Origin of the sequence: Mesorhizobium sp. M7A.F.Ca.MR.148.00.0.0, assembly GCF_003997735.1 — a bacterium.
Classification (GTDB): Bacteria; Pseudomonadota; Alphaproteobacteria; order Rhizobiales; family Rhizobiaceae; genus Mesorhizobium.
In genome coordinates this window covers 19,183-44,888 of the sequence record NZ_RZTB01000048.1, presented here as the reverse complement: position 1 = coordinate 44,888, position 25,706 = coordinate 19,183, and the positions used below count along the sequence as shown (strand labels likewise).

27 protein-coding genes are annotated in these 25,706 nt (G+C 62.0%); 12 read left to right on the top strand and 15 right to left on the bottom strand.

Annotation, left to right across the window (positions count from 1 at the left end):
- Positions 1–68 precede the first annotated feature (68 nt).
- Positions 69–413, bottom strand: coding sequence for a RidA family protein (locus tag EOB49_RS18715; RefSeq protein WP_127271894.1), 345 nt, complete (start codon positions 411–413; stop codon positions 69–71).
- Between the two features lie 226 nt (positions 414–639).
- On the opposite strand from EOB49_RS18715, the gene aztA reads away from it, so the two are divergent.
- From aztA to EOB49_RS18695, 4 genes are all read left to right on the top strand, one after another.
- Complete coding sequence (gene aztA, locus EOB49_RS18710) at positions 640–1,449, top strand: zinc ABC transporter ATP-binding protein AztA (protein ID WP_127322948.1); 810 nt, start codon at positions 640–642, stop codon at positions 1,447–1,449.
- Positions 1,449–2,324, top strand: a complete 876-nt coding sequence (gene aztB / locus EOB49_RS18705; RefSeq protein WP_127322949.1) for a zinc ABC transporter permease AztB — start codon at positions 1,449–1,451, stop codon at positions 2,322–2,324. The genes aztA and aztB overlap by 1 nt, the downstream gene beginning before the upstream one ends.
- Positions 2,325–2,351: 27 nt before the next feature.
- Positions 2,352–3,293: a zinc ABC transporter substrate-binding protein AztC gene (aztC, locus tag EOB49_RS18700; RefSeq protein ID WP_127381855.1), complete on the top strand. Its 942-nt coding sequence runs from the start codon at positions 2,352–2,354 to the stop codon at positions 3,291–3,293.
- A gap of 150 nt (positions 3,294–3,443) precedes the next feature.
- Positions 3,444–3,782, top strand: coding sequence for a TIGR01244 family sulfur transferase (locus tag EOB49_RS18695; protein WP_127270126.1), 339 nt, complete (start codon positions 3,444–3,446; stop codon positions 3,780–3,782).
- Between the two features lie 11 nt (positions 3,783–3,793).
- Here EOB49_RS18695 and EOB49_RS18690 read toward each other — a convergent pair whose 3' ends face one another.
- Positions 3,794–4,261 carry an Lrp/AsnC family transcriptional regulator gene (locus EOB49_RS18690; protein WP_023762149.1) on the bottom strand — a complete coding sequence of 156 codons (468 nt, stop codon included), beginning with the start codon at positions 4,259–4,261 and terminating at the stop codon, positions 3,794–3,796.
- A 137-nt stretch (positions 4,262–4,398) separates the two neighbouring features.
- Between EOB49_RS18690 and hppD the strand changes: the two genes are divergently transcribed.
- Positions 4,399–5,514 (top strand): 4-hydroxyphenylpyruvate dioxygenase, encoded by a 1,116-nt coding sequence (gene hppD / locus EOB49_RS18685; protein WP_127381854.1) that lies wholly within the window; start codon positions 4,399–4,401, stop codon positions 5,512–5,514.
- Between the two features lie 57 nt (positions 5,515–5,571).
- Positions 5,572–5,760 (top strand): type II toxin-antitoxin system prevent-host-death family antitoxin, encoded by a 189-nt coding sequence (locus EOB49_RS18680; RefSeq protein WP_127381853.1) that lies wholly within the window; start codon positions 5,572–5,574, stop codon positions 5,758–5,760.
- Here the strand turns inward: EOB49_RS18680 and EOB49_RS18675 are convergent.
- From EOB49_RS18675 to hmgA, 5 genes are read right to left on the bottom strand one after another with little or no spacing between them, the layout of a single operon-like run.
- The gene (locus tag EOB49_RS18675; RefSeq protein ID WP_127381852.1) at positions 5,757–6,293 is read right to left on the bottom strand and encodes a DinB family protein; all 537 of its coding nucleotides are present in this window, start codon (positions 6,291–6,293) and stop codon (positions 5,757–5,759) included. The genes EOB49_RS18680 and EOB49_RS18675 overlap by 4 nt on opposite strands.
- A gap of 4 nt (positions 6,294–6,297) precedes the next feature.
- Positions 6,298–6,585 (bottom strand): hypothetical protein, encoded by a 288-nt coding sequence (locus EOB49_RS18670; RefSeq protein WP_127270135.1) that lies wholly within the window; start codon positions 6,583–6,585, stop codon positions 6,298–6,300.
- A 4-nt stretch (positions 6,586–6,589) separates the two neighbouring features.
- On the bottom strand, positions 6,590–7,603 hold the full coding sequence (locus EOB49_RS18665; protein ID WP_127381851.1) for a fumarylacetoacetate hydrolase family protein: 1,014 nt from the start codon (positions 7,601–7,603) through the stop codon (positions 6,590–6,592).
- On the bottom strand, positions 7,600–8,487 hold the full coding sequence (locus EOB49_RS18660; protein ID WP_164781729.1) for an MBL fold metallo-hydrolase: 888 nt from the start codon (positions 8,485–8,487) through the stop codon (positions 7,600–7,602). The genes EOB49_RS18665 and EOB49_RS18660 overlap by 4 nt, the downstream gene beginning before the upstream one ends.
- A gap of 11 nt (positions 8,488–8,498) precedes the next feature.
- Complete coding sequence (hmgA, locus tag EOB49_RS18655) at positions 8,499–9,812, bottom strand: homogentisate 1,2-dioxygenase (protein WP_127381849.1); 1,314 nt, start codon at positions 9,810–9,812, stop codon at positions 8,499–8,501.
- 88 nt (positions 9,813–9,900) lie between these two features.
- Between hmgA and EOB49_RS18650 the strand changes: the two genes are divergently transcribed.
- Both EOB49_RS18650 and EOB49_RS18645 read left to right on the top strand, forming a co-directional pair.
- The gene (locus EOB49_RS18650) at positions 9,901–10,374 is read left to right on the top strand and encodes a MarR family transcriptional regulator (protein WP_127381848.1); all 474 of its coding nucleotides are present in this window, start codon (positions 9,901–9,903) and stop codon (positions 10,372–10,374) included.
- A gap of 154 nt (positions 10,375–10,528) precedes the next feature.
- Positions 10,529–11,035 (top strand): DUF2380 domain-containing protein, encoded by a 507-nt coding sequence (locus EOB49_RS18645; protein WP_127269415.1) that lies wholly within the window; start codon positions 10,529–10,531, stop codon positions 11,033–11,035.
- 7 nt (positions 11,036–11,042) lie between these two features.
- On the opposite strand, the gene tdh is transcribed toward EOB49_RS18645, so the two are convergent.
- Together tdh and EOB49_RS18635 are read right to left on the bottom strand one after the other, a co-directional pair.
- Positions 11,043–12,077, bottom strand: a complete 1,035-nt coding sequence (tdh, locus tag EOB49_RS18640) for an L-threonine 3-dehydrogenase (RefSeq protein ID WP_127276777.1) — start codon at positions 12,075–12,077, stop codon at positions 11,043–11,045.
- Between the two features lie 52 nt (positions 12,078–12,129).
- Entirely contained in the window at positions 12,130–13,317 is a 1,188-nt protein-coding gene (locus EOB49_RS18635; RefSeq protein WP_127381847.1) for a glycine C-acetyltransferase, read from the bottom strand.
- A 332-nt stretch (positions 13,318–13,649) separates the two neighbouring features.
- Here EOB49_RS18635 and EOB49_RS18630 point away from each other — a divergent pair, with 332 nt between their 5' ends.
- Together EOB49_RS18630 and EOB49_RS18625 are read left to right on the top strand one after the other, a co-directional pair.
- Entirely contained in the window at positions 13,650–15,716 is a 2,067-nt protein-coding gene (locus EOB49_RS18630) for an EAL domain-containing protein (RefSeq protein ID WP_127381846.1), read from the top strand.
- Between the two features lie 133 nt (positions 15,717–15,849).
- Positions 15,850–16,590: a polysaccharide deacetylase family protein gene (locus EOB49_RS18625; protein WP_127381845.1), complete on the top strand. Its 741-nt coding sequence runs from the start codon at positions 15,850–15,852 to the stop codon at positions 16,588–16,590.
- Positions 16,591–16,645: 55 nt separating this feature from the next.
- Here EOB49_RS18625 and EOB49_RS18620 read toward each other — a convergent pair whose 3' ends face one another.
- Together EOB49_RS18620 and EOB49_RS18615 are read right to left on the bottom strand one after the other, a co-directional pair.
- Entirely contained in the window at positions 16,646–17,383 is a 738-nt protein-coding gene (locus EOB49_RS18620; RefSeq protein WP_127381844.1) for a hypothetical protein, read from the bottom strand.
- Positions 17,384–17,595: 212 nt separating this feature from the next.
- Complete coding sequence (locus EOB49_RS18615) at positions 17,596–19,641, bottom strand: NADH:flavin oxidoreductase (protein ID WP_127381843.1); 2,046 nt, start codon at positions 19,639–19,641, stop codon at positions 17,596–17,598.
- Between the two features lie 101 nt (positions 19,642–19,742).
- Here EOB49_RS18615 and queF point away from each other — a divergent pair, with 101 nt between their 5' ends.
- Entirely contained in the window at positions 19,743–20,204 is a 462-nt protein-coding gene (gene queF, locus EOB49_RS18610; RefSeq protein WP_010915503.1) for a preQ(1) synthase, read from the top strand.
- 9 nt (positions 20,205–20,213) lie between these two features.
- On the opposite strand, the gene EOB49_RS18605 is transcribed toward queF, so the two are convergent.
- From EOB49_RS18605 to EOB49_RS18590, 4 genes are all read right to left on the bottom strand, one after another.
- The gene (locus EOB49_RS18605) at positions 20,214–20,825 is read right to left on the bottom strand and encodes a hypothetical protein (protein WP_127381842.1); all 612 of its coding nucleotides are present in this window, start codon (positions 20,823–20,825) and stop codon (positions 20,214–20,216) included.
- A gap of 4 nt (positions 20,826–20,829) precedes the next feature.
- Positions 20,830–21,309, bottom strand: coding sequence for a DUF3828 domain-containing protein (locus EOB49_RS18600; protein WP_127269038.1), 480 nt, complete (start codon positions 21,307–21,309; stop codon positions 20,830–20,832).
- Positions 21,310–21,405: 96 nt separating this feature from the next.
- Complete coding sequence (locus EOB49_RS18595) at positions 21,406–23,055, bottom strand: ABC transporter substrate-binding protein (RefSeq protein ID WP_127269037.1); 1,650 nt, start codon at positions 23,053–23,055, stop codon at positions 21,406–21,408.
- Between the two features lie 42 nt (positions 23,056–23,097).
- A complete protein-coding gene (locus tag EOB49_RS18590) occupies positions 23,098–24,648 on the bottom strand; it encodes a trimethylamine methyltransferase family protein (protein ID WP_127330649.1) in 1,551 nt (516 codons plus the stop codon).
- 90 nt (positions 24,649–24,738) lie between these two features.
- On the opposite strand from EOB49_RS18590, the gene EOB49_RS18585 reads away from it, so the two are divergent.
- Positions 24,739–25,641, top strand: a complete 903-nt coding sequence (locus tag EOB49_RS18585) for a LysR substrate-binding domain-containing protein (protein ID WP_127381841.1) — start codon at positions 24,739–24,741, stop codon at positions 25,639–25,641.
- The last annotated feature ends 65 nt before the right edge of the window (positions 25,642–25,706 follow it).

The following is a 25,706-nucleotide window of genomic DNA, read 5'->3' as shown; positions in this document are numbered from 1 at the left end:
GGAACACCCCTCATCCGTCGCCTTCGGCGACACCTTCTCCCACAAGGGGAGAAGGGAAAGTCGACGCTTTAGATCGCAGCGGTAATAATGATCTCGACCAGATAGTCCGGGGTGGCGAGCTTTGCTTCGCCGGTGGCACGGGCTGGCGTGTTGCCCTGCGGCACCCACTTGTCCCATTCCGCGTTCATCTCGGCAAAGGTGCTCATGTCGGCCAGCCAGATGATCGCCTGCAGGATCTTGGTCTTGTCGGAGCCAGCCTTGGCCAGCAATTCGTCGACAGCCGCCAGGATGTCCCTGGTCTGCGAAGCGACGTTGCCGGTTGGCTGGCCGACCTGACCAGCCAGATAGACGGTATTGCCATGGATGACGATCTGGCTCATGCGCGGGCCGACATCGATGCGACGAATGCTCATTGGATGGTTCCTTCCTGTGACGGTTGCGCTTCTTTAGAGTCGCGGCCGGCTTGGGGCAAGGTCGCCAGGTCGAATCCCCTTGGGCCAACGGCATATGGCATGCACACACGGCAAGTTGACCCTGCGGCCGCAATTCCGCCGGATTGGCTTGTTGACTAATGTAATAACATCACATATCCAATCGGCCGCTGCCAGCAGCCGGATTTCGCCGCCTACGGATCGCAGAATGACAAATACCTGCCTGACATTCCGCGACCTGACGCTTGGCTACGGCAGCCATCCGGCGATCCATCATCTCGACGGCACCATCCGCAAGGGCTCGCTGACCGCTGTGGTCGGCGCCAACGGCTCCGGCAAATCGACGCTGATGAAAGGCATTGTCGGCGTCCTGAAGCCGATGGCCGGCGAGGTTATCCGCGCGCCCGGTGTACGTGCCGCCTATCTGCCGCAGCAATCGGAGCTCGACCGCTCCTTTCCGGCACGGGTGGTGGATCTGGTTTCGCTCGGCCTCTGGCCACGACGCGGCCTGCTTGGCCGCTACACCAAGGAAGATCGCGATGACGTCAGCAAGGCGCTGATGGCGGTCGGCCTCGGCGGCTTTGAAAAGCGCCCGATCGACACGCTGTCAGGCGGCCAGTTGCAGCGCACGCTGTTTGCGCGCGTCCTGCTGCAGGACGCCGACCTCATCCTGCTCGACGAACCCTTCAACGCCGTCGACGCCAAGACGGTCGGCGACCTCATTGCCCTGATCAAGCACTGGCACGGCGAGGAACGCACCATCATGGTTGTCGTCCACGATCTGGACCTGGTGCGGCAGAATTTCCCCGAAACGCTGCTTCTCGCCCGCCAGCCGATCGCCTGGGGCGAAACCAGGGAAACGCTGAAACCTGACAACCTGTTGCGCGCCCGCCGCTTCCACGAAGCTTGGGAAGAAAATGCACCCTGGTGCGAGCCGGGCGAGGACGCTCATGGTGACGATCACCATGGCCACGATCACCATGACCATCGACACGGCGTCGGACCGAGGGCTGCCTGATGGACATGCTTTACGGTCTTGTCATCGCGCCCTTCGCCGATTTCGGCTTCATGCAGCGGGCTTTGATCGGTTCGCTGATGCTGTCGCTCGGCGCCTGCCCTATCGGCGTCTTCCTGATGCTGCGGCGCATGAGCCTGTCGGGCGACGCGATGGCGCATGCAATCCTGCCCGGCGCGGCCGCCGGCTTCCTGTTCTATGGGCTGGAGATCCTGCCGATGACCATCGGCGGCCTGATCGCCGGCGTCATCGTCGCGCTCGGCGCCGGCGCCGTCTCGCGCTTCACCATACAGCGCGAGGACGCCTCGATGGCGGCGTTCTATCTAATTTCGCTCGCCATCGGCGTGCTGATGGTGTCGATCCGCGGGTCCAGCGTCGATCTCATGCATGTGCTGTTCGGCACCGTGCTGGCGCTCAACGATGAGGCCCTGACGTTGATCGGCGGCATCGTCGCGGTGACGCTGGTCAGCCTCGCCATCTTCTGGCGGGCGCTGGTCGCCGAATGCCTCGACCCGCTGTTCTTGCGCTCGGTCAGCCGGCTCGGCAGTCCGGTGCATTTCATCTTCCTCGGCCTTGTCGTGCTCAACCTTGTCGGCGGCTTCCAGGCACTCGGCACGCTTCTGTCGGTTGGGCTGATGATGCTGCCGGCCGCAGCTGCCCGCTTCTGGACAGCTCGCGTCGAGCCGATGTGCGTGCTGGCGGTGCTGATCGGCTTCGCCTCCTGCGTCGCCGGGCTGCTTTTGTCCTATCACGCGTCGCTGCCATCCGGCCCGGCCATCATCCTGTCGGCCGGCGTCGTCTATTTCGCCTCGATCCTGTTTGGCACGCGCGGCATTCTGCGCGCGCGCATCATCCATCACCGTCACAGAACGGCCTGATCCCCGCCCCTAGAAGGAGACCCGTCTATGCTGAAATCGATCCATGCCGCCCTGGCGATGAGCGTTATAACATTAACCGCCCTTGGCGCATCGTCGGCCTTGGCGGCACCGCTGAAAGTGGTCGCCAGCTTCACCGTCATTGCCGATTTCGCCAAAAATGTCGGCGGCGACCGTATCCATGTCACCACCATTGTCGGGCCGGATGGCGACGCCCATGTCTACGAGCCTAGCCCGGCCGATGCGGTGGCCATGGCCAAGGCCGACATCGTTCTGGTCAACGGCCTGCATTTCGAAGGTTTCCTGCAGCGGCTGGTCGATGCCAGCGCCACCAAGGCGTCTATCATCACCTTGACCAAGGGCGTGACGCCGATCGATTTCAAACCTGAATTCGCCGATGCCGACGCGGCCGAAGGTGCCGGCACCGGCGGCGGCAAGACGGTCACCGATCCGCACGCCTTCCAGTCGATCGCCAATGCCAGGATCTACGTGAAGAACATCGCCGAGGCTTTCTGCGCGGCGGATGCGGAAGGCTGCGTCAGCTACCAGACCAATGCCGCCACCTACACGAAGAAGCTCGACGCGGTCGAAGGTGAAGTGAAAACGGCGATTGCCTCGATCCCGGAGAGCAAACGCGTCGTCATCACCTCGCATGACGCCTTCGGCTATTTCGAACACGCATACGGCCTGACCTTCCTCGCCCCGCAAGGCATCTCGACCGACTCCGAGCCATCCGCCGCAGACGTCGCCAAACTGGTCAATCAGGTGAAGCAGGACAAGGCGGCTGCGATCTTCGTCGAGAACATCACCAACCCGCGCCTGATCGAACAGATCGCCAGCGAAACCGGCATCAAGGTCGGCGGCACGCTCTATTCGGACGCGCTGTCGCAGCCCGACGGCCCGGCCGCGACCTATATCGACATGATGCACAACAACATCCGTCAGATCAAAGGCGCCATTCTCGGCAGCTGAGTTTGAAGGATCGTCCAGCCGGGCCGCATCGGCCCGGTTGGATTTTCCGGCACGCAATGTCTATTTGGCAGAGAATTCCTTCGGTACGGATTGCCGCCCATGTCGGGGAGTGGCAAGACTGCCGCCTGACCAGTTTGCGAGGATGCTGCCATGGAATACCGCGAAATCAGCGAGGACTATTCGGTTTCGGGCCAGATCCAGCCTGAGGACGTCGCCGCCATCAAGGAAGCCGGCTTCAAGAGTGTCATCTGCAACCGGCCCGATGACGAACAGCCCGGCCAGCCTTCTGCCGACACCGTCAAGGCAGCGGTCGAAGCCGCAGGGCTCGCTTTCCGCTACATTCCGGTGATCAGCGGCCAGATCACCGCCGAGAATGTCGAGGATCAGGCCGAAGCGCTCGACGAACTCGACGGCCCGGTCTTCGCCTATTGCCGGTCCGGCGCGCGCTGCACCAATCTCTATGGGCTGATCCAGCAGTCGAAGGGCTGAACGGCCAGGGCTTAAATCGGCAGTGCGCCGGTCTCCTTCAACGTCTCCAGCACGATCGCCGTCTTCACGTGCTGCACGGATTCGTGTGGCAGGAGCACGCCGTTGACGAATTCAGACAGCGATTTCAGGTCGGGCGTCACCACTTTCAGGATGTAATCCATCTCGCCGGTCAGCGCGTGCGCTTCCTGCACCTCAGGCAGCCGCGCCACCAGCTCGCCGAAGCGCCTTGCATTGTCGCGGTTGTGCGTGGCGAGCGTCACCGAGATGACGTTGACCAGCGAAAAACCGAGCTTGTCGCGGTCGAGAACGGCGCGATAGCCCTTGATAAAGCCGTCCTCCTCCAGCCGCTGGCGGCGGCGCGAGCATTGCGACGCCGACAGGTTCACCCGCTCCGAAAGATCGTTGTTGGTCAGCCGCGCATCACCCTGCAACAGCGCCATTATCTTGCGGTCGAACTGATCAATGCGCGTCTCATCCATAGTTTTTCCTCACATCATGCACGCTTCACGCATGACATCATCATTTCAAGCGTTGGAATGCAAGCACCGTGCGCCTCCTCCGCGTTATGATCGTGTCAGGTGGCCTTTTCAGGCAGGCCAGCTTTCGGAGGAATATCATGGGTCCCTTCCCGCACGACGCCCCGCCCGCCAGGATCAGCAAGGACAACCCGGCCGGCACCGATGGTTTCGAGTTTGTCGAATTCGCGCATGCGGAGCCGGAAAAACTGGCCGAGCTGTTCACCCGCATGGGCTATGCCGCGGTGGCCAGGCACCGCACGAAAGACATCACCATCTGGCGCCAGGGCGACATCAACTATGTCGTCAATGCCGAGCCCGGCTCGCATGCGATGAAATTCGTCGACAAGCACGGCCCCTGTGCTGCGTCTATGGCCTGGCGGGTGGTCGATGCCAAACACGCTTTCGATCATGCGGTTGCCAAGGGCGCCACACCTTACGAAGGCGCCGACAAGGCGCTCGACGTGCCGGCAATCATCGGCATTGGCGGCTCGCTGCTCTATTTCATCGAGACCTATGGCAAGAAGGGTTCGGCCTATGATGCCGAGTTCGAGTGGCTGGGCGAGCGCGACCCGCGGCCGCAAGGCGTCGGCTTCTATTACCTCGATCACCTGACCCACAATGTCTATCGCGGCCAGATGGACAAGTGGTGGGATTTCTATCGCAATCTGTTCGGCTTCAAGCAGATCCATTTCTTCGACATCGACGGCAAGATCACCGGCCTGGTGAGCCGCGCCATCACCTCGCCCTGCGGCAAGATCCGCATTCCGCTCAACGAGTCCAAGGACGAGACCAGCCAGATCGCCGAATATCTGAAGAAATACAATGGCGAGGGCATCCAGCACATCGCTGTCGGCACCGACGAGATCTATGCCGCCACCGACAGGCTGGCCGAGAACGGGCTGAAGTTCATGCCCGGCCCGCCGGAGACCTATTACGACATGTCGTACGACCGCGTGAACGGCCATGACGAACCGATCGAGCGGATGAAGAAGCACGGCATCCTGATCGACGGCGAAGGCGTCGTCGACGGCGGCATGACCAAGATCCTGCTGCAGATCTTTTCGAAGACCGTGATCGGCCCGATCTTTTTCGAGTTCATCCAGCGCAAGGGCGACGAAGGTTTTGGCGAGGGCAACTTCCGCGCGCTGTTCGAATCGATCGAGCAGGATCAGATCAAGCGCGGCGTGATCAAGGTGGACGGCAAAGCGGCGTAAGGTTACTCTCGCTGCGGCCCGGCTTTGGCTTAAGGTTGGGCCTAGCGAGGTCGAGCCGTGCACGTCTCTATTACGGAAGCCAGAGCCAAACTGTCGGAACTCGTCAGGCGTGCAAATGCCGGCGAGGAGATCATAATCACCCGGCGCGGCAGGGTCGTAGCGCGTCTCTTGCCGCCCCCCGGCAAGGAAAGACCTATCGGCGCCACCGCTGCTCTGAAAGGGCCGAGCGGCTTGACGATTAATTAGAGCCCCAACCGCTCGACCTCTCTCTCCCTCAGCTTCGCATCATAATAGAGCAGAAACTCATCCAGTTGCGGCGGCTTGACCGACGTCCCCGAAAGCATGGCGTGCACCTGGCCGCGGTGATGGATGTCGTGCAGGAAGACATGGGCGAGGATATCGCCGATGCGCTCGGGGATCATGCCGTCCTCGCGCCGGTCGGTGATAACCTGCCGATCGAGGTCGTCGGCCGACAGTCTATCGCAAAAGGCGATCAGCCGCCGGTCGGCTGCGACCTGCACCGCAAACAACGCCCCCGGCTCGTCGAGGGGCACGAAGTCGTCATGGGCGGCAGCACCGAGACCACCCTCTTCGAGAAAATCGAGGTAGAGAAGATCGACCGCAAGGATGTGGTTGAGCGTCGCCTTGATCGATGGAAAGAAGCTGGTGCGTTCGGCCTCGAACTCGCCTGGCTGGAGCGACAGCACCGCGCGGTAGAGCCGGTCGTTCGACCACAGATTGTTGCCGGCCATACGGCGCAGATGGTCGAGCAGGTTCACGAGATCATCCCCCTGCCCGCATCAGATGCAAGCCTGCCCCCATGATCGCGAATCCGGCAAGAACGATCAGCAGAAGCCGGTTCATGCGCCGCCGCATGGCTTGCGTTTCCTCGTCGCGCGCGACGTTCATGTTGGTGATGGTGTGGAACATCATCGCCTTGCGCGGAAAGCCGCTGCGGTTGGTCAGGCCGGGCGATCGCGCCTCAATGCGGTAGCTCAGCCGGATCGCCTGGATGAAGACCGCCAGTATGGCGAGTGCCCAGACACCGGCCAGCAGATAGTCCCCCGTCATGCCCTTACCTCTCGTATTTCTCGACTTTCTGCTCAATGGCGCCGAAGATCGAATGCCCAGCTTTGTCCTTCATCTCGATGCGCACCGTGTCGCCGAAGCGCAGGAACGGCGTTTTGGGTTCGCCTGACACAATGGTCTCGATCATGCGCAGTTCGGCGATGCAGGAATAGCCAGCGCCACCGGCCGAAACAGGCTTGCCCGGCCCGCCGTCGAGCTTGTTGGAGACGGTCCCCGAGCCGATGATCGTGCCGGCCGCCAATGGCCGTGTCCTTGCTGCGTGAACGATCAGCGCCGGAAAATCGAAGGTCATGTCGATACCGGCATTGGCCCGGCCGAACGGCTTGCCGTTGAGATCGGCGAGCAGCGGCAGGCTGACCTTGCCGCCATCCCAGGCATCACCCAGTTCGTCCGGCGTCACCGCGACAGGCGAAAACGCCGAGGACGGTTTTGACTGGAAAAAACCGAAACCTTTGGCCAGTTCCGGTCCGGTGAGCGCGCGCAGCGTGACGTCATTGACCAGCATGACCAGCCGGATCGCCGCGCGCGCCTCATCGACACTGGCGCCCATCGGCACGTCGTCGACAATGACGGCGACTTCGCCTTCCATGTCGATGCCGAAGGCTTCGTCAGCCATGCGGATCGGATGGCGTGGCGGAATGAAAGCGTCCGAGCCGCCCTGGTAGATCAGCGGGTCGGTCCAGAAGCTCGCAGGCATCTCGGCGCCGCGCGCTTTGCGCACCAGTTCGACATGATTCACATAAGCCGAGCCGTCGGCCCATTGATAGGCGCGCGGCAGCGGCGAGTGGGCGTCATGCTCGTGGAAGCGCTCCGCCGGCATCGCGTTGTTCTCAAGCGATTCCGCTATTGTCGCGAGATGCGGGGCGATGCGGCGCCAGTCGTCGAGCGCCGCCTGGAGCGTGCGCACCAGGAACGAGGCGTCTGTGAAGCGTGTCAGGTCGCGCGAGACAACGACGAGTTTTCCGTCGCGCGTCCCGTCCTTCAATGTGGCAAGCTTCATGCGGTTTCCTCTCCTGCTGCAGCTTTGGCGCTGCTTAAGCCTACAACAAGACCGTCGCGGGCGATCGTCAAGTCGCCAGCCCATGTTTTCCTGACAGCGGCAGTCCAATCGGCCTCCCCGATCCCGGGATCGTCGGCCGGAATGAGATGATTGAGCACCAGTCTCTTGACGCCGGCATCGCTGGCGATGCTGCCGGCCTCTTCGGCAAAGCTGTGGCTGGCGAGCAGGTGGTCTTTCAGCCGCGCGCCATTGCCGGTCCTGGCCACCAGCCGCTCGATGCCTTCCTCCAGCATGGCTTCGTGGACGAGGATATCGGCGCCTTGGGCAAAATCCGCCAGCGGCGGAAAGAAGGCCGTGTCAGCGGAGAACACCACGCTTTTTCCGCCGTGTTCGAAGCGCAGGGCAAAACAGTCGGTCACCGGCGGATGCTCGACGCGCAGCGCCGAAACCGTCAAGCCGCCCTGCTCGAGCACCTGGCCTTCGCCGAATTCGACGATCGAAACCAGGCCTCGAATATCCGGCCGGCCCTCGTCGACGGTGCGGATTTCGATATCGAACTCCATCGCCTGGCAAAAGCGCCGCCAGTAGTGGCCAGTGCCGGGCGGACCGAAGACGCCGACGGGCGTGGCCAGACCCGCCGTCCAGGCGGTGTGGATCAACGGCCCCAGTTCCAGGACATGGTCGGAGTGCAGATGCGTGATGAAGATCAGGTCGAGCGCCTTCAGGCTGATGCCCGCGTCGACCAGGCCACGCGTCACGCCAAGCCCGCAGTCGACGACGATGCTGCGGCCGCCGATCTGCAGCAGCGACGAACTCGGCCACGGACCGCCTGGCCGCAATGCCGGGCCACCCTTCGAGCCCAAAATCACCAACCGATCCGGCATTGGCTCGGTGCTCAAGACCAGTCGCCCTCGGGCGTGCCGTTGAAACGCTTCTTCAGATCCGCCCAGCAGTCGATATAATTGTCCTGCCGGGTTTCGAGTTCGGCGCCGTAGCGGGTCAGCATTTGCGGAAATCGGGTCTCGAACATGAACGCCATGGTGTTGTCGAGCTTGACCGGTTTCAGGTCCGCGCGCGAGGCCTTTTCGAAGCCAGGCGCATCCGGCCCATGGGCCAGCATCAGATTGTGCAGACTGATGCCGCCGGGCACAAAGCCTTCTTCCTTGGCGTCGTACTGGCCATGGATCAGGCCCATGAACTCGCTCATGATGTTGCGGTGGTACCAGGGCGGCCGGAAGGTATCTTCGGCCACCAGCCAGCGTGGCGGGAAGATGACGAAGTCGATATTGGCCGTGCCCTCCTCGCCGCTCGGTGCGGTCAGCACGGTGAAGATCGACGGGTCGGGATGGTCGAACAGCAGCGCGCCGACAGGCGAAAAGGTAGCAAGATCATATTTGTAGGGGGCGTAGTTGCCGTGCCAGGCAACCACATCCAGCGGCGAATGGCCGATCTCGGTGACATGGAAATTGCCGCACCATTTCACCGTCAGCCGGCACGGCGTTTCCTTCTCCTCGAACCAGGCGCAAGGCGTCTTGAAATCGCGCGGATTGGCCAGGCAATTGGCGCCGATCGGGCCACGGTCGGGCAGCGTCAGCTTGGCGCCGTAGTTCTCGCAGACGTAGCCGCGCACCTCCTTGTCGACCAGCTCGACCTTGAAGACCAGACCGCGTGGCAGCACCGCGATCTCGCCGGGCCGCAGCTCAATGACGCCCATCTCGGTGACGAAGCGCAAGGCGCCGACCTGCGGCACGACCAGCAATTCACCGTCGGAGTTGAAGAAATGGTCGTCGACCATCGAGGTGTTGGCGACATAGACATGTGCCGCCATGCCCGTCTGCCCGAGCACGTCGCCAGCGGTGGTGATGCTGCGCATGCCGGCGATGAAATCGGTCGGCTCCTTCGGCATCGGCACCGGATTCCAGCGATACTGGCCAAGCGCCAACTCATGGTCGCCGACATTGGGCGCACTCTTCCATAAGGGATAGCTCGCAGGCTTGAAGCGGCCAGTGTGCTTGACGCTTGGCCGGATCCGGTAGAGCCAAGAGCGCTCATTGGTGCCGCGCGGGGCGGTGAAGGGCGAGCCCGAAAGCTGCTCGGCATAGAGGCCGTAGGCCGGCCGCTGCGGCGAATTCCGTCCCTGCGGCAGCGAGCCGGGCAGCGTCTCGGTTTCGAAGTCGTTGCCGAAGCCCGGCATGTAGGAAAAGGCCATTGCTTCCTCCCCGGAATGGATCTCAATTGACCAAACTGGTTTCATTTGTAACCATTGAAAATGTAACCATCAATGGCGGCTTTGAAAAATGGCGATCAAGAGCGAAGCGTCCGACGCGCCTGAAATTCTCAATCTGGAAAATTTCCTGCCCTACCGGCTCTACCGGCTTGCCGATGCCGTCAGCCGCCAATTTTCGCGGATCTACAAGGATAGCCACGGCCTGACGCGGCCGGAATGGCGCACCCTTTCGGGGCTGGGGCAGCATGGAACGATGACGGCGTCTGCAATCGGTGAGCAATCGGCCATGCACAAGACAAAGGTTTCGCGCGCTGTCGCCGAGCTCGAACGGCGTCGCTGGCTGACGCGAAAACCGGACGAAAAAGACCGCCGTATCGAACATCTGACGCTGACCGGAACGGGACTTGCCGCCTATCGCGAGATGGTGCCGCTGGCCAAGGCGTTCGAAGGGGATTTGCTGGCAAGGCTCAGCGCTGAAGAGCGCAAGGCGATCACCAGCGGACTGGCTGCATTGGAGACCAGCCTGGTCCCGAGCAAGGGTTAGTCCAAGATCAAGCCAATCACCCTGAACGACAGAGTTCGAGCGAGACTGCGTGGGAGCTCCCACCACAGCCAAAGCATAGCATTGCCTTCGATTTGTTCGTGATTTGCGTTGTCAGGCCGCGTATAATGCCCATTACACCGACGGGAGGACTACGATGAGCATTCGCGCATTAAGTGTCCTGGTGACGCTGCTTGTAGGCACCTGCACATTTGCGCAGGCCCAGCAGACAAAGCCGATGTCGATCGAAGTGTTCCCTTTCGAATTGGAGGACAAGAGCGCCGGGGCGGGAATAATTCCCCCGGATGAATATGACAGGCGCTATCTGTCGGAATCGGCACAAGTTGCAAAGGACATGCTCTCCCAGTCTGGGCGCTTTACAGTAATTGATGTGCCGGCGAGGGATACACAGGCTGCTGCGCCGCACGGATTGCGCAACTGCGCTGGTTGTGAAGGACCGATTGCCAAGGAGCACGGCGCGTCGCTTGCCTTGCTTGGCGTCGTAACGCGCGTCAACCGAACGGAACATACTATGTTCATTCGCATCCTTGACGCCGAAACCGGGAGACATGTTTCGGAGGGGTTTACCGATCTTCGCATGGGTGCGAACCACGCATGGCCCCGCTCCGTGAAATGGCTGATGAAAAACAGAATCCTGCGCTAGGCGGCATCTACCAGTCCATCACCACCTTGCCGGAACTGCCGCTGCGCATCGCATCGAAGCCGGCCTGAAAATCGTCGATGCCGATGCGGTGGGTGATCAGGCCGGAGACATCCAGCGGGCCCTGCACAAGCGCGATCATCTTGTACCAGGTTTCGAACATCTCGCGGCCGTAGATGCCCTTGAGATGCAGCATCTTGAAAATGACCTTGTTCCAGTCGATCTCGAAGCCGGTTGGCGCGATGCCCAGAATGGCGATCTTGCCGCCATTGTTCATGGTGTCGATCATGTCGCGGAAAGCGGGGGCGGCGCCCGACATTTCGAGGCCGACGTCGAACCCCTCGGTCATGCCGAGCACCGGCATGACGTCGCGCAGCTTCTCCTTCGAGGCGTCGACGACATGCTGGACGCCGAGTTTCTTGGCCAGCGCCAGCCGCAGCGGGTTGATGTCGGTGATGACCACTTTGCGCGCGCCGACGCATTGCGCGACGAGCGCGCCCATGATGCCGATCGGCCCGGCGCCGGTGACCAGCACATCTTCGCCAACCAGATCGAAGGAGAGTGCGGTGTGGACGGCATTGCCCAGCGGGTCGAAGATCGCGGCGATCTCGTCGGGCACATCATCGGGGATCGGCACGACATTATGCTGCGGGATCGCCAGATACTCGCCGAAGGCGCCAGGACGGTTGACGCCGACGCCGAGCGTGTTGCGGCACAGATGCCCTCGCCCGGCGCGACAGTTGCGGCAATGGCCGCAGACGATGTGGCCTTCGCCCGACACGCGCTGGCCGACCTTGTATTCGGTGACCGCTGCGCCGAAATCTGCGACCGTGCCGACGAATTCATGGCCCGTCACCATCGGCACCGGCACCGTCTTTTGCGCCCACTGGTCCCAATTGTAGATGTGCACGTCGGTGCCGCAGATCGCCGTCTTCTTGATCTTGATCAGCACGTCGTTGGGGCCGATCTCCGGCACCGGCACCTCTTCCATCCAGATGCCTGGTTCGGCCTTGGCCTTCACCAGCGCCTTCATCATGTTCGACATGCTTTTGTCCCTTGAATCTCTTGATCCGGAATCGCTTTTCGATTCCAGCCTTTCAGGAAATGACCCCGAGTTCGCGCCCGACGGCGGCAAACGCCTCGACCGCCCTGTCAATATCCGCACTGGAATGCGCCGCCGACATTTGCGTGCGGATGCGGGCCTGCCCTTTCGGCACCACCGGGAAGGAGAAGCCGATGACGTAAATGCCGCGCTTCAGCATGCGCGCGGCCATCTCCTGCGCCAGGCTGGCATCACCCAGCATCACCGGTATGATCGGATGATCGGCTCCGGCCAGCGTGAAGCCGAGCTTGCCCATCTGCGACCGGAAGCGCGCTGCATTGTCGTAGAGTTTGTCGCGCAGCCCATCGCCGTCCTTGATCAGTTCGAACACCTTGATCGAAGCGCCGGCGATCGCCGGCATGAGCGTGTTGGAGAAGAGATACGGCCGTGAGCGCTGGCGCAGCCAGTCGACCACCTGGCCTTTGCCCGAGGTGTAGCCACCGGAGGCCCCGCCAAGCGCCTTGCCGAGCGTGCCGGTGATGATGTCGACCCTGCCCTCGACGCCGCAATGTTCGGCCGAGCCGCGGCCGTTTCGGCCGACGAAGCCGACGGCATGGCTGTCGTCGACCATCACCATGGCGTCGTATTTCTCGGCGAGGTCGCAGACACCCCTGAGATTGGCGATGATGCCATCCATCGAAAACACGCCGTCGGTGGCGATCAACCGGAAGCGGCAGTCCCAGGCTTCCTTAAGCCGCGCCTCGAGATCGGCCATGTCGTTGTTGGCGTAGCGGAAACGTTTGGCCTTGGACAGCCGCACGCCATCGATGATCGAGGCATGATTCAAGGCATCCGAGATAATGGCGTCTTCCTCGCCCAGCAGCGTCTCGAACAGGCCGCCATTGGCATCGAAACAGGAGCCGTAGAGGATGGTGTCTTCCATGCCGAGGAAAGAGGAAATCGTGGATTCGAGCTGCTTGTGCTCTTCCTGCGTGCCGCAGATAAAGCGCACCGATGCCATGCCGTAGCCATAGCGGTCGAGCGCCTGCTTGGCAGCATTGCGCAAATCGGCGCTATCGGCGAGGCCGAGATAGTTGTTGGCACAGAAATTCAGCACCTTGTCGCCGCCGACCTCGATCTCGGCCGACTGCGTTGAAGTGATCACCCGCTCCGACTTGAAGAGGCCTGCCGATTTGAGCCCCGCGAGCTCGCTGTCGATGTGGGAGAGGAATGCTGCGATCATGATAGGCCTCGTTTGATGTGGGCTGACTGTCGTCTCGTCCGCGTGAAAAATCCATCGCAAAAACGACCGGATCGGTGGCAAGCAGCACGATGCCGCCCCGATGTCGATCATCATGCGGCGGCGGAAACGACGCCGCGACAAAGGGCTCTGGCCGATGACCGCTCAAATGCCGGTCCGGCGCTAAACGAGCCGATAACCATTTCGCGATCTTTCGACAGCCGCCCCTCGCCGGGCAGCCGTCGATTTCCGGTCCTGTTAACGTTTGCAGTTCAATGGTGCTCATACAAGAATCTTTAGGCAAGAATCCGTAGGCGAGAGGGCCGCCCCCGAAAATGTCGCAGCAGCCGGTGCAAACCGTTTCAGGCAAGCTCATACTGCTGATCAAGGCCGGCTATTGGCTGGCCCTGCTGATCATTGCGGCCATGGTGATCGCCTCCTTCATCCTGCTGCAGCAGATGATGGCCACCCAACAGCACAATCACACCTTGCTCGACATCGTCAGCACACAAAAGACGCTGTCGCAGCGCATCGTCTTCCTTGCCGGTGCAACGGGCGCCGGCTCACGCGACAAGCAACCGGCGCTGGTCAGCGCGCTCAAGCAGGCAACGGCGGAGTTCGAGACGAACTACGACCTGCTGCTCGATCAGACGGGCGCCGATCCGCAATCGCCGGCCAAGCTTGACCCGAAGTCGATCGAAAGCGTCCTTTTCGCCAAGCCCTTCCACCTCGACTATTTCTCGGTCGGGCTGATCGCCAATGGCGACCGCCTGATCTCGGCCTATGAATCGCAATTCAGCGGCAATGGCGGTTACAAAGGCGGCGACGAACGCGTCAATCTCGACGCCTCCGTCGCCAATGCGACCTTGTCGGGCTACGCCGCGCTTGGCCAGCGCATCACTGCCGACGCCGACGACCGCTCCGAGAAGCTGCTCGCTCTCCATCGCACTCTGTTCTACGCCACAATCGGCGTCATCATACTGGTGGCGCTCTTCATCTTCAGGCCGATGTCGAACGCCATCCTGCGCAAGACGCATGAATTGATCGACGCGCGCAACTCCATGGCCTTCATCGCGGTGCATGACGGCCTTACCGGCCTGCACAACCGCACGTTCCTGACCGATCATTTCGACACGCTGATCAAGGGCACGCACCGGCGTCGCGAACGCCTTGCCGTCGTCCAGCTCGATCTCGACCGATTCAAGCAGATCAACGATACGCTCGGCCACGCCGCCGGCGACTATGTGCTGGTCGTGACGGCACAGCGCATGCGCGATTCCTGCCGGGCGTCGGATCTGTGCGTGCGCCTGGGCGGCGACGAGTTCGTCATGATCCTCGGCGGCGCCGGCGGCACCGAAGACATCAATATGCTGGCGCGACGCATCCTGGCACATATCAACGAGCCGATCGTCTTCCAGGGCACGACCATTCTCCCAGGCGCCAGCGCCGGCATCGCTGTCTATCCGATCGACGCCGACAATGCTGGGGATTTGCTGGTCCACGCCGATCTTGCGCTTTACTCCGCCAAGAAGCTTGGCGGCGGCAACTTCTCCTTCTTTTCCGAGGAGCTGCGCCGCGAACTCGACTATCGCAAGCAGCTCGAGCACGACATCAAGGTCGCCATCGCCGAGCGGGCGTTCCAGGTCTATTTCCAGCCGCAGGTCTCACTGACCCACGGCACGATCAGCGGCATCGAGGCGCTGGTGCGCTGGAACCATGCGGAGCGCGGCATGATCCCGCCCGGCGAGTTCATTCCGGTCGCCGAGAAATGCGGCTTCATGCCCGAGATCGGCCGCATCGTCATCACCAAGGCGATCAACGAGGCGGCCGAATGGAATCGCGCCGGCATTGCCTTCGGACGGCTTGCCGTCAATGTTTCCGGCACCGAGCTGCGCGAGCACGATTTCGATGCGTTCTTGTTCGAGACGCTGGAAAAGGCCGGGCTGCCGCCGCAGAAACTGTCGCTGGAAATCGTCGAATCCGTCATCCTCGATGACGAAAAGACGGGCATCGCGGCCAAGCTGCGGCACATCCGGGCAGCCGGCGTCCATCTCGAACTCGATGATTTCGGCACCGGCTATGCTTCGCTCAGCCATGTCAACCCGAACGAGATCGACCGGCTGAAGATCGATCGCCGCTTCGTCCAGAACATCCATGAGAATGGCGACAACTCGAAGATCGTCCGCGCCATCACCGAGCTGGCGCGTGGCCTTGGCATCTCGATCGTCGCAGAGGGCGCCGAAACCGAGGCCGAGCTCGATTCGCTGATGGCGATCGGCTGCGACCAGGTGCAGGGCTACTCCATCGCCTTCCCGATGCCGCACGACAAGGCGCTGGAATGGCTGACCGCCCGCATGCCCAAGAAGGCCAAGCTGACGGTGCTGCGAGGAAGCCTGGCATAGGTTTGCCTTTTTGTTTGCGCATGTCGTTATCCCAAAACCGCTGCGCACTTTTGGGCGACATGCACCGGCTCGCCTTGACAAGCCGTTGTGGACATGGCGGCCTTGTCGTGATCGCAACCGGATATCGGGGCTGATGACACCGTTTCGGTTTGTGCTGGCGGCGGTTATGATTTTTGCGGTTCCCGCCCAAGGGGCCGATCGCATAATATATCTTACCTTCGACGATGGGCCGCTGAACGGCACAAGCAACATCCTCGATGTGCTGGAAGCCGAGCAGGTTCCTGCAACCCTATTCATGGTCGGCATGCACGCACAGGCTAGCGCCGTCAACAGAGCGCTCGTCCAACGCGCCAGGCAACTTCCTCTGGTGACGCTCGGCAACCACAGCAACAGCCATGCCTACAATCACTACCGGCATTTCTACGGCGACACCGAGGGTGTCGTCGCCGACATGGTACGGGCGAATGCGGTGCTCGGCTTGAAGCCCGTGGTACATGCAAGACTGCCGGGGCGCGACGTGTTCAGGCTGCCCTCCATGTCGAAGAACGACACCTCGCTTGGCCTCGCCCAGGAGGGGCGTGAAGAGCCCGACTACGAGTTTGTCGCGGCCTCAGGCTTCTATCTCTACGGCTGGGACCATGAATGGGTGCACAAGGACAATGGCGAGCCGGTGCAGAGCGTCGATCATCTGGTCAGCGAGATCGATCACCTGTTCGGCTATGGCCGCTTCGTCAAGCCCGGCAAGCTGATCCTGCTGATGCATGACGAAATGTTCCAGGACTGTTTCGACGGCAAGACGAAGCTGACCAATTTGATCACCGCGCTGAAGCTGCGCCGTTACAGCTTTGGGGCAATCCAGGGCTATGACGACTGAGCCGGCAAGGACGGCCAGTTCTCAGCGGATTGCGCATCGCGGGATCAGCAAGGTGTCAAAGCACCTCGACCGATTCGCCGCGTAACTTGTGGCGACGCAATTTGAGGTATGTGCGTAAATTTGGCGTAATCTGAAAGCCAATCAGCTTCGTCTCCTGGAGGGGAGCAGCCCACGCCATCGTCTCGTAGCGGGCACCGTAACCTTCGATGGTGACGGCAAGATTTTCGCGGCCCAGATACCTCGCCAGAGTGGCACAGGCAGCAACCCTCGATCGTATGGACTGACCGTATTTGGGCGCAAACGCCAATCCTCCGTCCGCCAGGTCATCCACCTCATGGGCAAGCACTAGGAACAAGATGTCCTCGTCGCCGGCCGGCACACCGGCATCCACAAGGCGCTCGGGGTCTCCGGTATCGAATTTCAGTCCGACTAGGCGGGCGACAAGACCTTCAACGCGGGGACCGATTGTTTGCTCCAGCCATCTGCGGTGTGCATCGGTGCGCCTGCTGGACTTTCCGTCCGGATAGTGGCCGCTGTCGTAGGCAGCGTGAAACATCGCGGCCAAGACAAGATCGACGCTTTTATCGAAATGCGCGGCCGATGACGCAGCCCCCACCGCATGGCAGATGAACGGCCGTCCTGTCTTGCGGTAGCGGCCGTTGAACATCGCGCAACACACACGATACGCCTTTTGCACTCGGGCGATATCGGCAATCGAATATCCATTCTCGTATAGCTGCATGTAGAGCGCCGTATTGGTCTGGCGCGGAACGAACGGATCTTTCTTGGTCAACTTGTCCCCCCGGACTTTGTTAGGTTTTCGTCAACTTTTCTCGGCAGAAGACGCACTGCTTCGCGATTTCCCTGCAGACTTGCAGTAGAATGAAACTGATCCCAAGCGTTTGGATCACCCTAGATCGTTACAAGTACGACAGGGAAAGTCCAGTCTAGGGGCTCTTGCAGGAAGCTTCGGCCGCGCGCTACCGATCCTGGCGATAGCTAATTTCAGATCCGCAAGCCGAACCTGATGCCGTCATAGATGGCGGCATGAATGTTGCGCGAGGCGACCGCGTCGCCGATGCGGAACAGAACAAAGCCGCCTTCTGGATTGCGCTTGGGAAAGATGTCGCCACCGCTCACCAGACGCTCGTAGTCGACCGCGCCGCCATTCTTCGACAGCGGCTTCAGCAAGAGGTATAGATCGTCGAGCGGTAGCGTACCGTGCTCGACCACCACCTGGTCGACCCTGCGCTCGCCGCGCCAGCCATCGGCGAAATCCGAAGCCAGCTCTGCGATCAGCTGGTTGCCCTCACGCCGCACCGAACGCAGCCGCGTGTTGATGGTGATGGTGACGCCCTTTTCCTGGAAGGCCCTGATATAGGGCACATGGTTCATGCCGCCCATTTCCGGGGCAAAGAAACGCTCCGGCGATACAAGCTCGAGTTTCGAGCCGGCATTGGCGATCAGTTCGGCGGCGCCCATGCCCTGATGGCCGCCATTGTCGTCATAGAGCAGGACATTTTCGGCCGGCTTGACGCTGCCGGCCATGATGTCCCAACTCGAGGTGACAAGGTTGTCGCCTGATGTCAGCGGCGGGTTCTGCGGCAGGCCGCCGGTAGCGACCACCACCACATCGGGCGACAGCGCCAGGACATCGTCTTTTTCCGCCCAGGTGTCGTAGCGGATCTCGACGCCGAGCCGGTCGAGTTCGGCCAGCCGCCAGTCGATGATGCCGATCAGCTCCTTGCGGCGCGGGTTCTGCGTCGCCAATCGCACCTGGCCGCCGGCCTGGCTCGATGCTTCAAGCACCATCACCTTGTGGCCGCGCTCAGCCGCGACCCGCGCAATCTCCAGTCCGCCGGCGCCGGCTCCGACGACCACGATTTTCTGCTTCGGTCCTTCGGTCTTGACGATGATATGCGGGATTTCGGCCTCGCGGCCGGTCGCGGCATTGTGGACGCAAAGCGCTTCACCGCCCTCATAGATGCGGTCGAGGCAATAGGTGGCGCCCACACAGGGGCGGATCTCATGCTCGCGCCCCTCCATCACCTTTTTGATGATGTGCGGATCGGCGATATGGGCGCGGGTCATGCCGACCATGTCGAGCTTGCCGGTGGCGATGGCGTGGCGTGCGGTGGCCACGTCGGATATGCGCGCCGCGTGGAAGGTCGGGAATTTCGTCGCCGCCCTCACCTCTCCGGCGAAATCGAGATGCGGCGAAGAGCGCATGCCGGTCACCGGGATGACCTTGGTCAGTGCCGCATCGCTCTCGATCGAGCCCCGAATGATGTTGAGGAAATCGACCTTGCCGGAGCCCGCCAGCCGCCTGGCGATTTCGATCCCCTCCGCCTTCGACAGGCCTTTTTCGAAATCTTCGTCGGCGACCATGCGGATGCCGACGACGAATTTGTCGCCAACGGCTGACCGCACGGCATCGAGCACCATGTTGGTGAAGCGCAGGCGATTGTCCAGCGAGCCGCCGAATTCGTCGTCGCGATGATTGGTGGCGGGCGACCAGAAGCCGTCCATCAGATGGCCGTAGGATTCGAACTCGATGCCGTCGAGGCCGGCGGCCTCGCAGCGCTGGGCGGCTGAAGCATAGTCGGCGACGATGCGCTCCATGTCCCAGTCCTCGATCGTCTTCGGGAATGCGCGATGCGCCGGCTCACGCACCGGCGAGGCCGAGAGCACCGGCAGCCAGTCGGCCTTGTTCCAGCCAGTACGGCGGCCGAGATGGGTGATCTGGATCATCACCTTGCAGTCGTGCTCGTGGCAGGCGTCAGCGAGCTCGGCCAGCCATGGCACGATCCTGTCGTCATAGACATGCAGATTGCCGAAAGCGGCCGGGCTGTCGCGCGAGACGACCGCCGAGCCGGCGGTCATGGTCAGCGCCATGCCGCCCTTGGCCTTCTCGGCATGGTAGAGCCGGTATCGCTGTTTCGGCATGCCGTCCTCGGAATAGGCCGGCTCATGGCTGGTCGACATGACCCGGTTCTTCAGCGTCAGGTGTTTGAGCTGGTAGGGCTGGAGAAGCGGATCGTTGCTGGTCATCGTCTTCCTGCGGTTTCAAATTGTGCTAATAAGCGGCAAAATTCGTTTTCAAGCATGTCGTCCCGCACGCACTCCGGGCGCATGCGACAAGGATAGCGCCCATGATCGACACCAAAACCCTCACCCAGCTCGGCGCGCACGTCGAGACGCCACAAAGCCCCGAAGCAGCGGTCCTGGAGACCGTACCGTTTTCGCGCGGCGACGGCCCGCCGGCGATCGTGCGCTTTACCTGCCCGGAATTCACCTCGCTGTGCCCAGTCACCGGCCAGCCGGACTTCGCCCATATCGTCATCGACTATGCACCCGACGCGGCTCTGGTGGAATCGAAGTCGCTCAAGCTGTTCATGACCTCGTTTCGCAACCATGGCGCCTTCCATGAAGACTGCACCGTAATGATCGGCCGCCGCATCGTGGCGGCAACCAAGCCGCTGTGGTTGCGCATAGGCGGCTATTGGTATCCACGCGGCGGCATTCCGATCGATGTGTTCTGGCAAACCGGCGCTCCGCCCGAAGGCGCCTGGCTGCCCGACACCGGGGTAGCGCCTTATCGCGGGCGGGGTTGAGCTCGCTCATCATTCGCACTGATACTGGCTGAGTGCCCATTCGCCGGTCACCGACAATAGGTCCGTGATCTTCCAGTCGCCGTCGACCCTCTTGAATTTCCATTCCAGCCGGTGCGGGTTGCCCGATATGACGAAGGCGACGATGACCTTGGCCTGGTCGCCGTTGATCGCCTCGAGCGTCTTCAGGCTCTTGTCGATCTCGGCCTTGTCGTAATCGGCATTGTCGAGCGCCATGTTGGGGTCGAGGCACTCGCCCTGCCCGGATTTGCGCAACGCGTCGCTCTTGTCGAGCACGGTTTTGGCCGGATCGATGAAATGGCTTCGCTCGGCCGGATCGATCTCCAGTCCGACCTGATCGTAAAACGGCCGCACCACGGCGGTCGGCGAGCCCGGCTGGATCGGTGCGGTGGGCGCGGCTTCGGCTGGCGACCATCCCACCGGCGGCGTGGCCGGTTCCGCCGCTCCGCCCGGCGCATTTGCGGGCGGTGCCCCGCTGTCGCCCGGCTGGGTGCCGGCCGGGGCGTTTGCCGGCGGCGCACCCAACAAGCCTTGCGCGGCGGCGCCGCTCAGAGCCGCCAGCAGGCACACACCCGACAGCGCCAGGAACCGGCGATGGGCCATCGCTTCACTCCGGCGTCTGGCCGGCCATGCATTCCAGCGCGCTGAGCGTCCAGTCGCTGGTCTTGGAAGCGATGTCCGATATCTTCCACTTGCCGTCGATCTTCTTGAGCGACCAGAGCATTTCACGTTTGGAATCATCGCCCTCGGAGAACAGGCTGAAGGATGCCGTGACCTGTGCGTTATCGCCATCCAGCTTCTCAGACAGTTTCAGCGTTTTCGAGACGGTTTTCTGATCGAAATCCTGGGCGTCGAGACCAGGATCGAAATCGATGCAGGCGACCTGGTCCGGGTTCGTCTTCGTTGCCTGGTCGTTCAGCTCGAACAGTTTCGTCACCGGTTCGGTGAACCGATCCCGATATTGTTCGTCGGCCTCGAACTTGACCGCCGGGACATAGAAGAACTTCACCGCGTCGGACGCCGGTCCGGCGACGGCGGCGCCCGGCAGGGCTATCGAAAGGGCGGCAACGAGCACTGTCAGTCTCATGCAGAATCTCCGGCTTTTGATGGCTTGAGCCTATCAATACCACGCATCCTGCATATCGGCTTTTTTGCGGCTCATGAAGTCCTGCCGCGCCTTGTTTCAGCCGTCCAGCCAGACGTTCTGAAGGTCCATCTCGAATGTCTGGTGGACACCATAGTTCTTCACCTTCTTGTTCTGGTGGCTGTAGAGCTTCTGCCAGAACGGCTGAATAATGACGCCCGAATCCTGCAGGATCTGCTCGACATCCTTCATGACCTCGCGTCGTTTCTCCACGTCGATGAGCGATAGCGCCTGCTTGAGCTTGGCGTCGAAATCGGGGTTGGAATATGCCGATTCATTCCAGGCCTCGCCGGTGCGATAGCCGAGCGCCAGCACCTGGACGCCAAGCGGGCGCATGTACCAGATCGTCATCGAATAGGGATATTTCGTCCAGTCGTTCCAAAAGGTCGAACCCGGCAGCACCGTGCGCTTCACCTTGATTCCGGCATCGCGCAGCTGGCCGGCAATGGCGTCGCCGGTATTCTTCTGCCAATCGTCCTCGATGGTGATCAGCTCATGCTCGAAGTCAGCCTGTCCGGCTTCCGCCATCAGCTTCTTGGCGCCGGCGGCGTCGCGTGTCTTCTTGGGCAGCGGATAGTATTCCGGATGGATCGGGGCAACGTGGTGGTTTTCGCCAGGGGTGCCTCGCCCGGCATAGCCGAGTTGGAGGACCGCATTGTTGTCGACGGCCATTTGCAGGGCGTTGCGCACCCGCTGGTCATCATAGGGCTTGTGGGTGATGTTGGTGCGGGCAACCAGCGTCGTCGCCGTCGCCACCTCCGATTTCACCAGATCCATCTTGTCGAGAATGTCGATGAAGTCGGCGGGCGACTCGAAATTGAGGTCGATCTCACCGGATTCGAACGCGTTCACGGTGGCGTTGAAATCGGTGCCGTAGTCGATGAACTCGACGCTGTCGAGCGGCGCTTCACCACCCCACCATTTGCCATTCTCACGACGCTTGACGACCGCCTTCTGGCCGACATCGTAGGAGACCAGTTCGAACGGTCCCGTGCCGATCGGCTTCTTGATCGGATCGGCACCGTCGGCATCGAAGTTGCGATGCACGACGAGCGCCGGATAGTCGGTGAAATTCGGGATCAGTGAAATGTCTGGTTCGCTTAGCTTCAGCTTGACCGTGTTGTCGTCGACCTTGGTGATCGCGCCATCCCTGGCCTTGCCGGTCTTTGCGTCGATCAGCGCGCCGACACGGGCGGCCATGGAATTGCCGGCGACATTCTTCTCGCACCAGCGCGTCAGATTGTGAGCGACGTCATCGGCGTTGAAGGCATCGCCGTTGTTCCATGTGATGCCCTTGCGCACATGCAGCACGTATTCGGTGGCGTCGTCATTGATATCCCAACTTTCGAGCAGAACCGGCTCGAAGGTGAACTGCCTGGTATAGCGGACAAGCGGCTCCAGCCAGCAGCGCGAAATGTTCGCCAGCTCAACCCAGTCGTAGGTGCGCGGATCCTTCTGCCCCTTCACCGACATCGAGACGCGCAGCGTTCCGCCTTTCTTCGGCTCTTCGGCCAAGGCCCGATCCGGCACGGCAAGGCCGATCATGGCGTAGGCAAGCGCCGTCGATGCGCCGAAGGCGCTTGCCAGCGCCAGGAACTCGCGCCGATCGACACGACCCGCGCGTGCTTCGACCGCCATTGCTTCGATAGCGCTCGGCACGCGATCGCCACTGCTTCTGAAGAATGCCATTTTTTCCTCCCGTCTGGTTCCCTTTGATCTTGGCTCTTCGCGTCAACTGACGCTGTCCGGCAGCCTCTCCTCGCGCCGCGCGATGAAATCCATCAGGCCATCGGCGATGCCTTCGTCGAGCTTCGGCTCCTCGTAATCCGCCAGCATGTTGCGCGCCTTCTCGCGACCGCGCGTGTCGTGGTCCTTCGCCCCTTCTGCCTTCCACTGTTCGTACGAATTGAAGTCCATGATCGAGGGTATGAAGAAGGCCGACTCGAAATGTTCGAGCGTGTGTTTGGTGCCGAGGAAATGGCCCTGCGGCCCGACTTCGCGAACCGCTGCCATCGCTTCCTTGAAATCGTCGAACGGAAGGCCGCCTGCATATTTGTACCAGCCAACCAGCTGTTCGCAGTCCGTAGCGAACTTCGAATAGCCGCAGCTCAGGCCGGCCTCGAGCCACCCGGCGGAGTGCCAGATGTAGTTGGCGCCGGCGAGGATGGCGGCATGCATCAGCATGTTGGCCTCGTAGCCCGCCTGGGCGTCGTTGAGCTTCGATCCGACATGGAAGCCTGAGGTGCGCCACGGCAGTTTGTATTTCCGCGCCAGCGCGCCCATCAGGTACATCATCTGGGCCGCCTCCGGCGTGCCGCCCATGGGAGCGCCGGTCTTCATGTCCACGGTGACCATGAACTGCCCGTAGATCTGTGGCGACCCTGGGCGCAGCAGTTGCGTGAAGGCGACGCCCGCCAGCGCTTCCGCATTGACCTGCGCGACTGCCCCGACGGCCGACGCCGACGTCGAGGCGCCGCACAGTGCGAAGGGTGCGAGGATCAGCGGCTGGTTGCTTCGGGCATAGACCTTCATCGCGTCCAGCATGGTGGCGTCCCACACCAGCGGCGAATTGCAGTTGGTGATCGACACCAGGACCGGATTGTCGCGGACGTAATCCTCGCCGAACACGATGCCTGCCATCGCCATCGTGTCTTCCGCCCGCTCCTTGGACGTGACGATGCCCATGAACGGCTTGTCGGAATGCTTAAGCGCGGAATGGATGATGTGGAGGTGACGCTTCGGTACCGCGATTTCCATCGGCTCGCAAATGACCGAACTCGATGAATGCAGCGCCGGCGCCATGTAGGCGAGCTTGTGGAAATTGTTGAGGTCCGCGAGCGTGCCGTAGCGCCTGTTGTTGTCGAGGTCACGCACATAGGGCGCGCCATACATCGGCACGAAGATGGTATTGTTGCCGCCCACCCGCACCGTACGCTGCGGATTCCTCGCATTGAGCGTGAACTCCGACGGGACCTTCGATACCAGTTCCATCAGCAGGGCCCGGTCGATCCGCACACGAGTTTCCGAGACATCCGCGCCCGCCGCCTTCCACAGTGCGATAGCCTCGTCGTCGCGGAATTCGCATCCCACCTCTTCGAGGATCAAGAGCGACTCCTCGTGGATCAGCTCGACCGCCTCATCGGGGACCATCTGGTAGACGGGGATCTGGCGGACCAGGGTCGGAAACGACGTTACCGGAGCTCCGCGCAGGGCCTTGCGTCCCAGGCGGCCGCCACTGCGGCGGTTGGCATGTTCGGTCACTTCAGGGGCCGGTGCGTTCATGGCAACTCCATTCCACTCATGAAGGAGCCTAACGCGACAAAATGGTGATGTGACGCTGGAAAATCCTGATCTCTTGTATAAGCTCAGCTTATGCGAAGCCTGCGCCACCTCCTGCCCTCGGCCGGCAGCCTGATCGTCTTCGAGGCGGCCGGGCGGCTGTCGAGCTTCACCGCCGCCGGGCGCGAGCTCGGCATGACGCAGGCCGCCGTCTCCTATGCCGTGCGCGGGCTGGAAGAACGGCTTGGCGCCAAGCTGTTCCAGCGCCGCCACCGCCAGGTTCTCCTGACCGAGGCCGGCGAGCGCTTCCATGCCGATGTCTCGCTCGGCCTTTCGCATATTCGCAAATCGGCGGAGGATCTGCGCCTGCAGGCAACCGGCGGTCATGTCACGCTGGCTGCCTCGACCGCGTTCGGCTCGTTCTGGATGATGCCTCGCCTGCAGCAGTTCCGCGACGAACTGCCGGGCATCGACCTGCGTATCCAGACCGCCGACCGTGACCTCGACATCATCGCGGAAGGCATTCCGCTCGGCGTGCGCGGCGGCGCGCCGCGGGACTGGCCGGACTATCATTCGTTGCCGCTGGCTGACGAGGAGATATTTCCCGTCGCCGGCACCGTTTATGCGGCAAAGTTCGGCCTGCCCCAATCCGCTGCCGAACTGGCCACGCACCGCCTCATCCATCTGGAGGAGCCGTATCGCGAGGCGGCCAGCTGGGACGAATGGTTCCAGTCGGCGGGCGCCAATCTCAGCGATACCGCGCGCGGCCTGCGCATCAACGACTACGGCCTGGTGATCCAGGGCGTCATGGAAGGCCAGGGCATCGCGCTCGGCTGGCGGCACCTCGCCGAGCGGCTGCTGGCGTCGGGCTTGCTGGTGCCGGTGACGGATCATGTGCTGAAGACCGGCAAGGCGTTCTATGTCGTCTGGCCGAAGAACCGGGAACTCAGCGACAACGCCCGCAAGGTGCGAGACTGGCTGGCGGAGCAAGCGTGAGGGACAGCGCCTCCCAGTCCCTTGGAAGTCGGCGGGACAGCACCTCCCTGCGGCCTGCCAGAGGG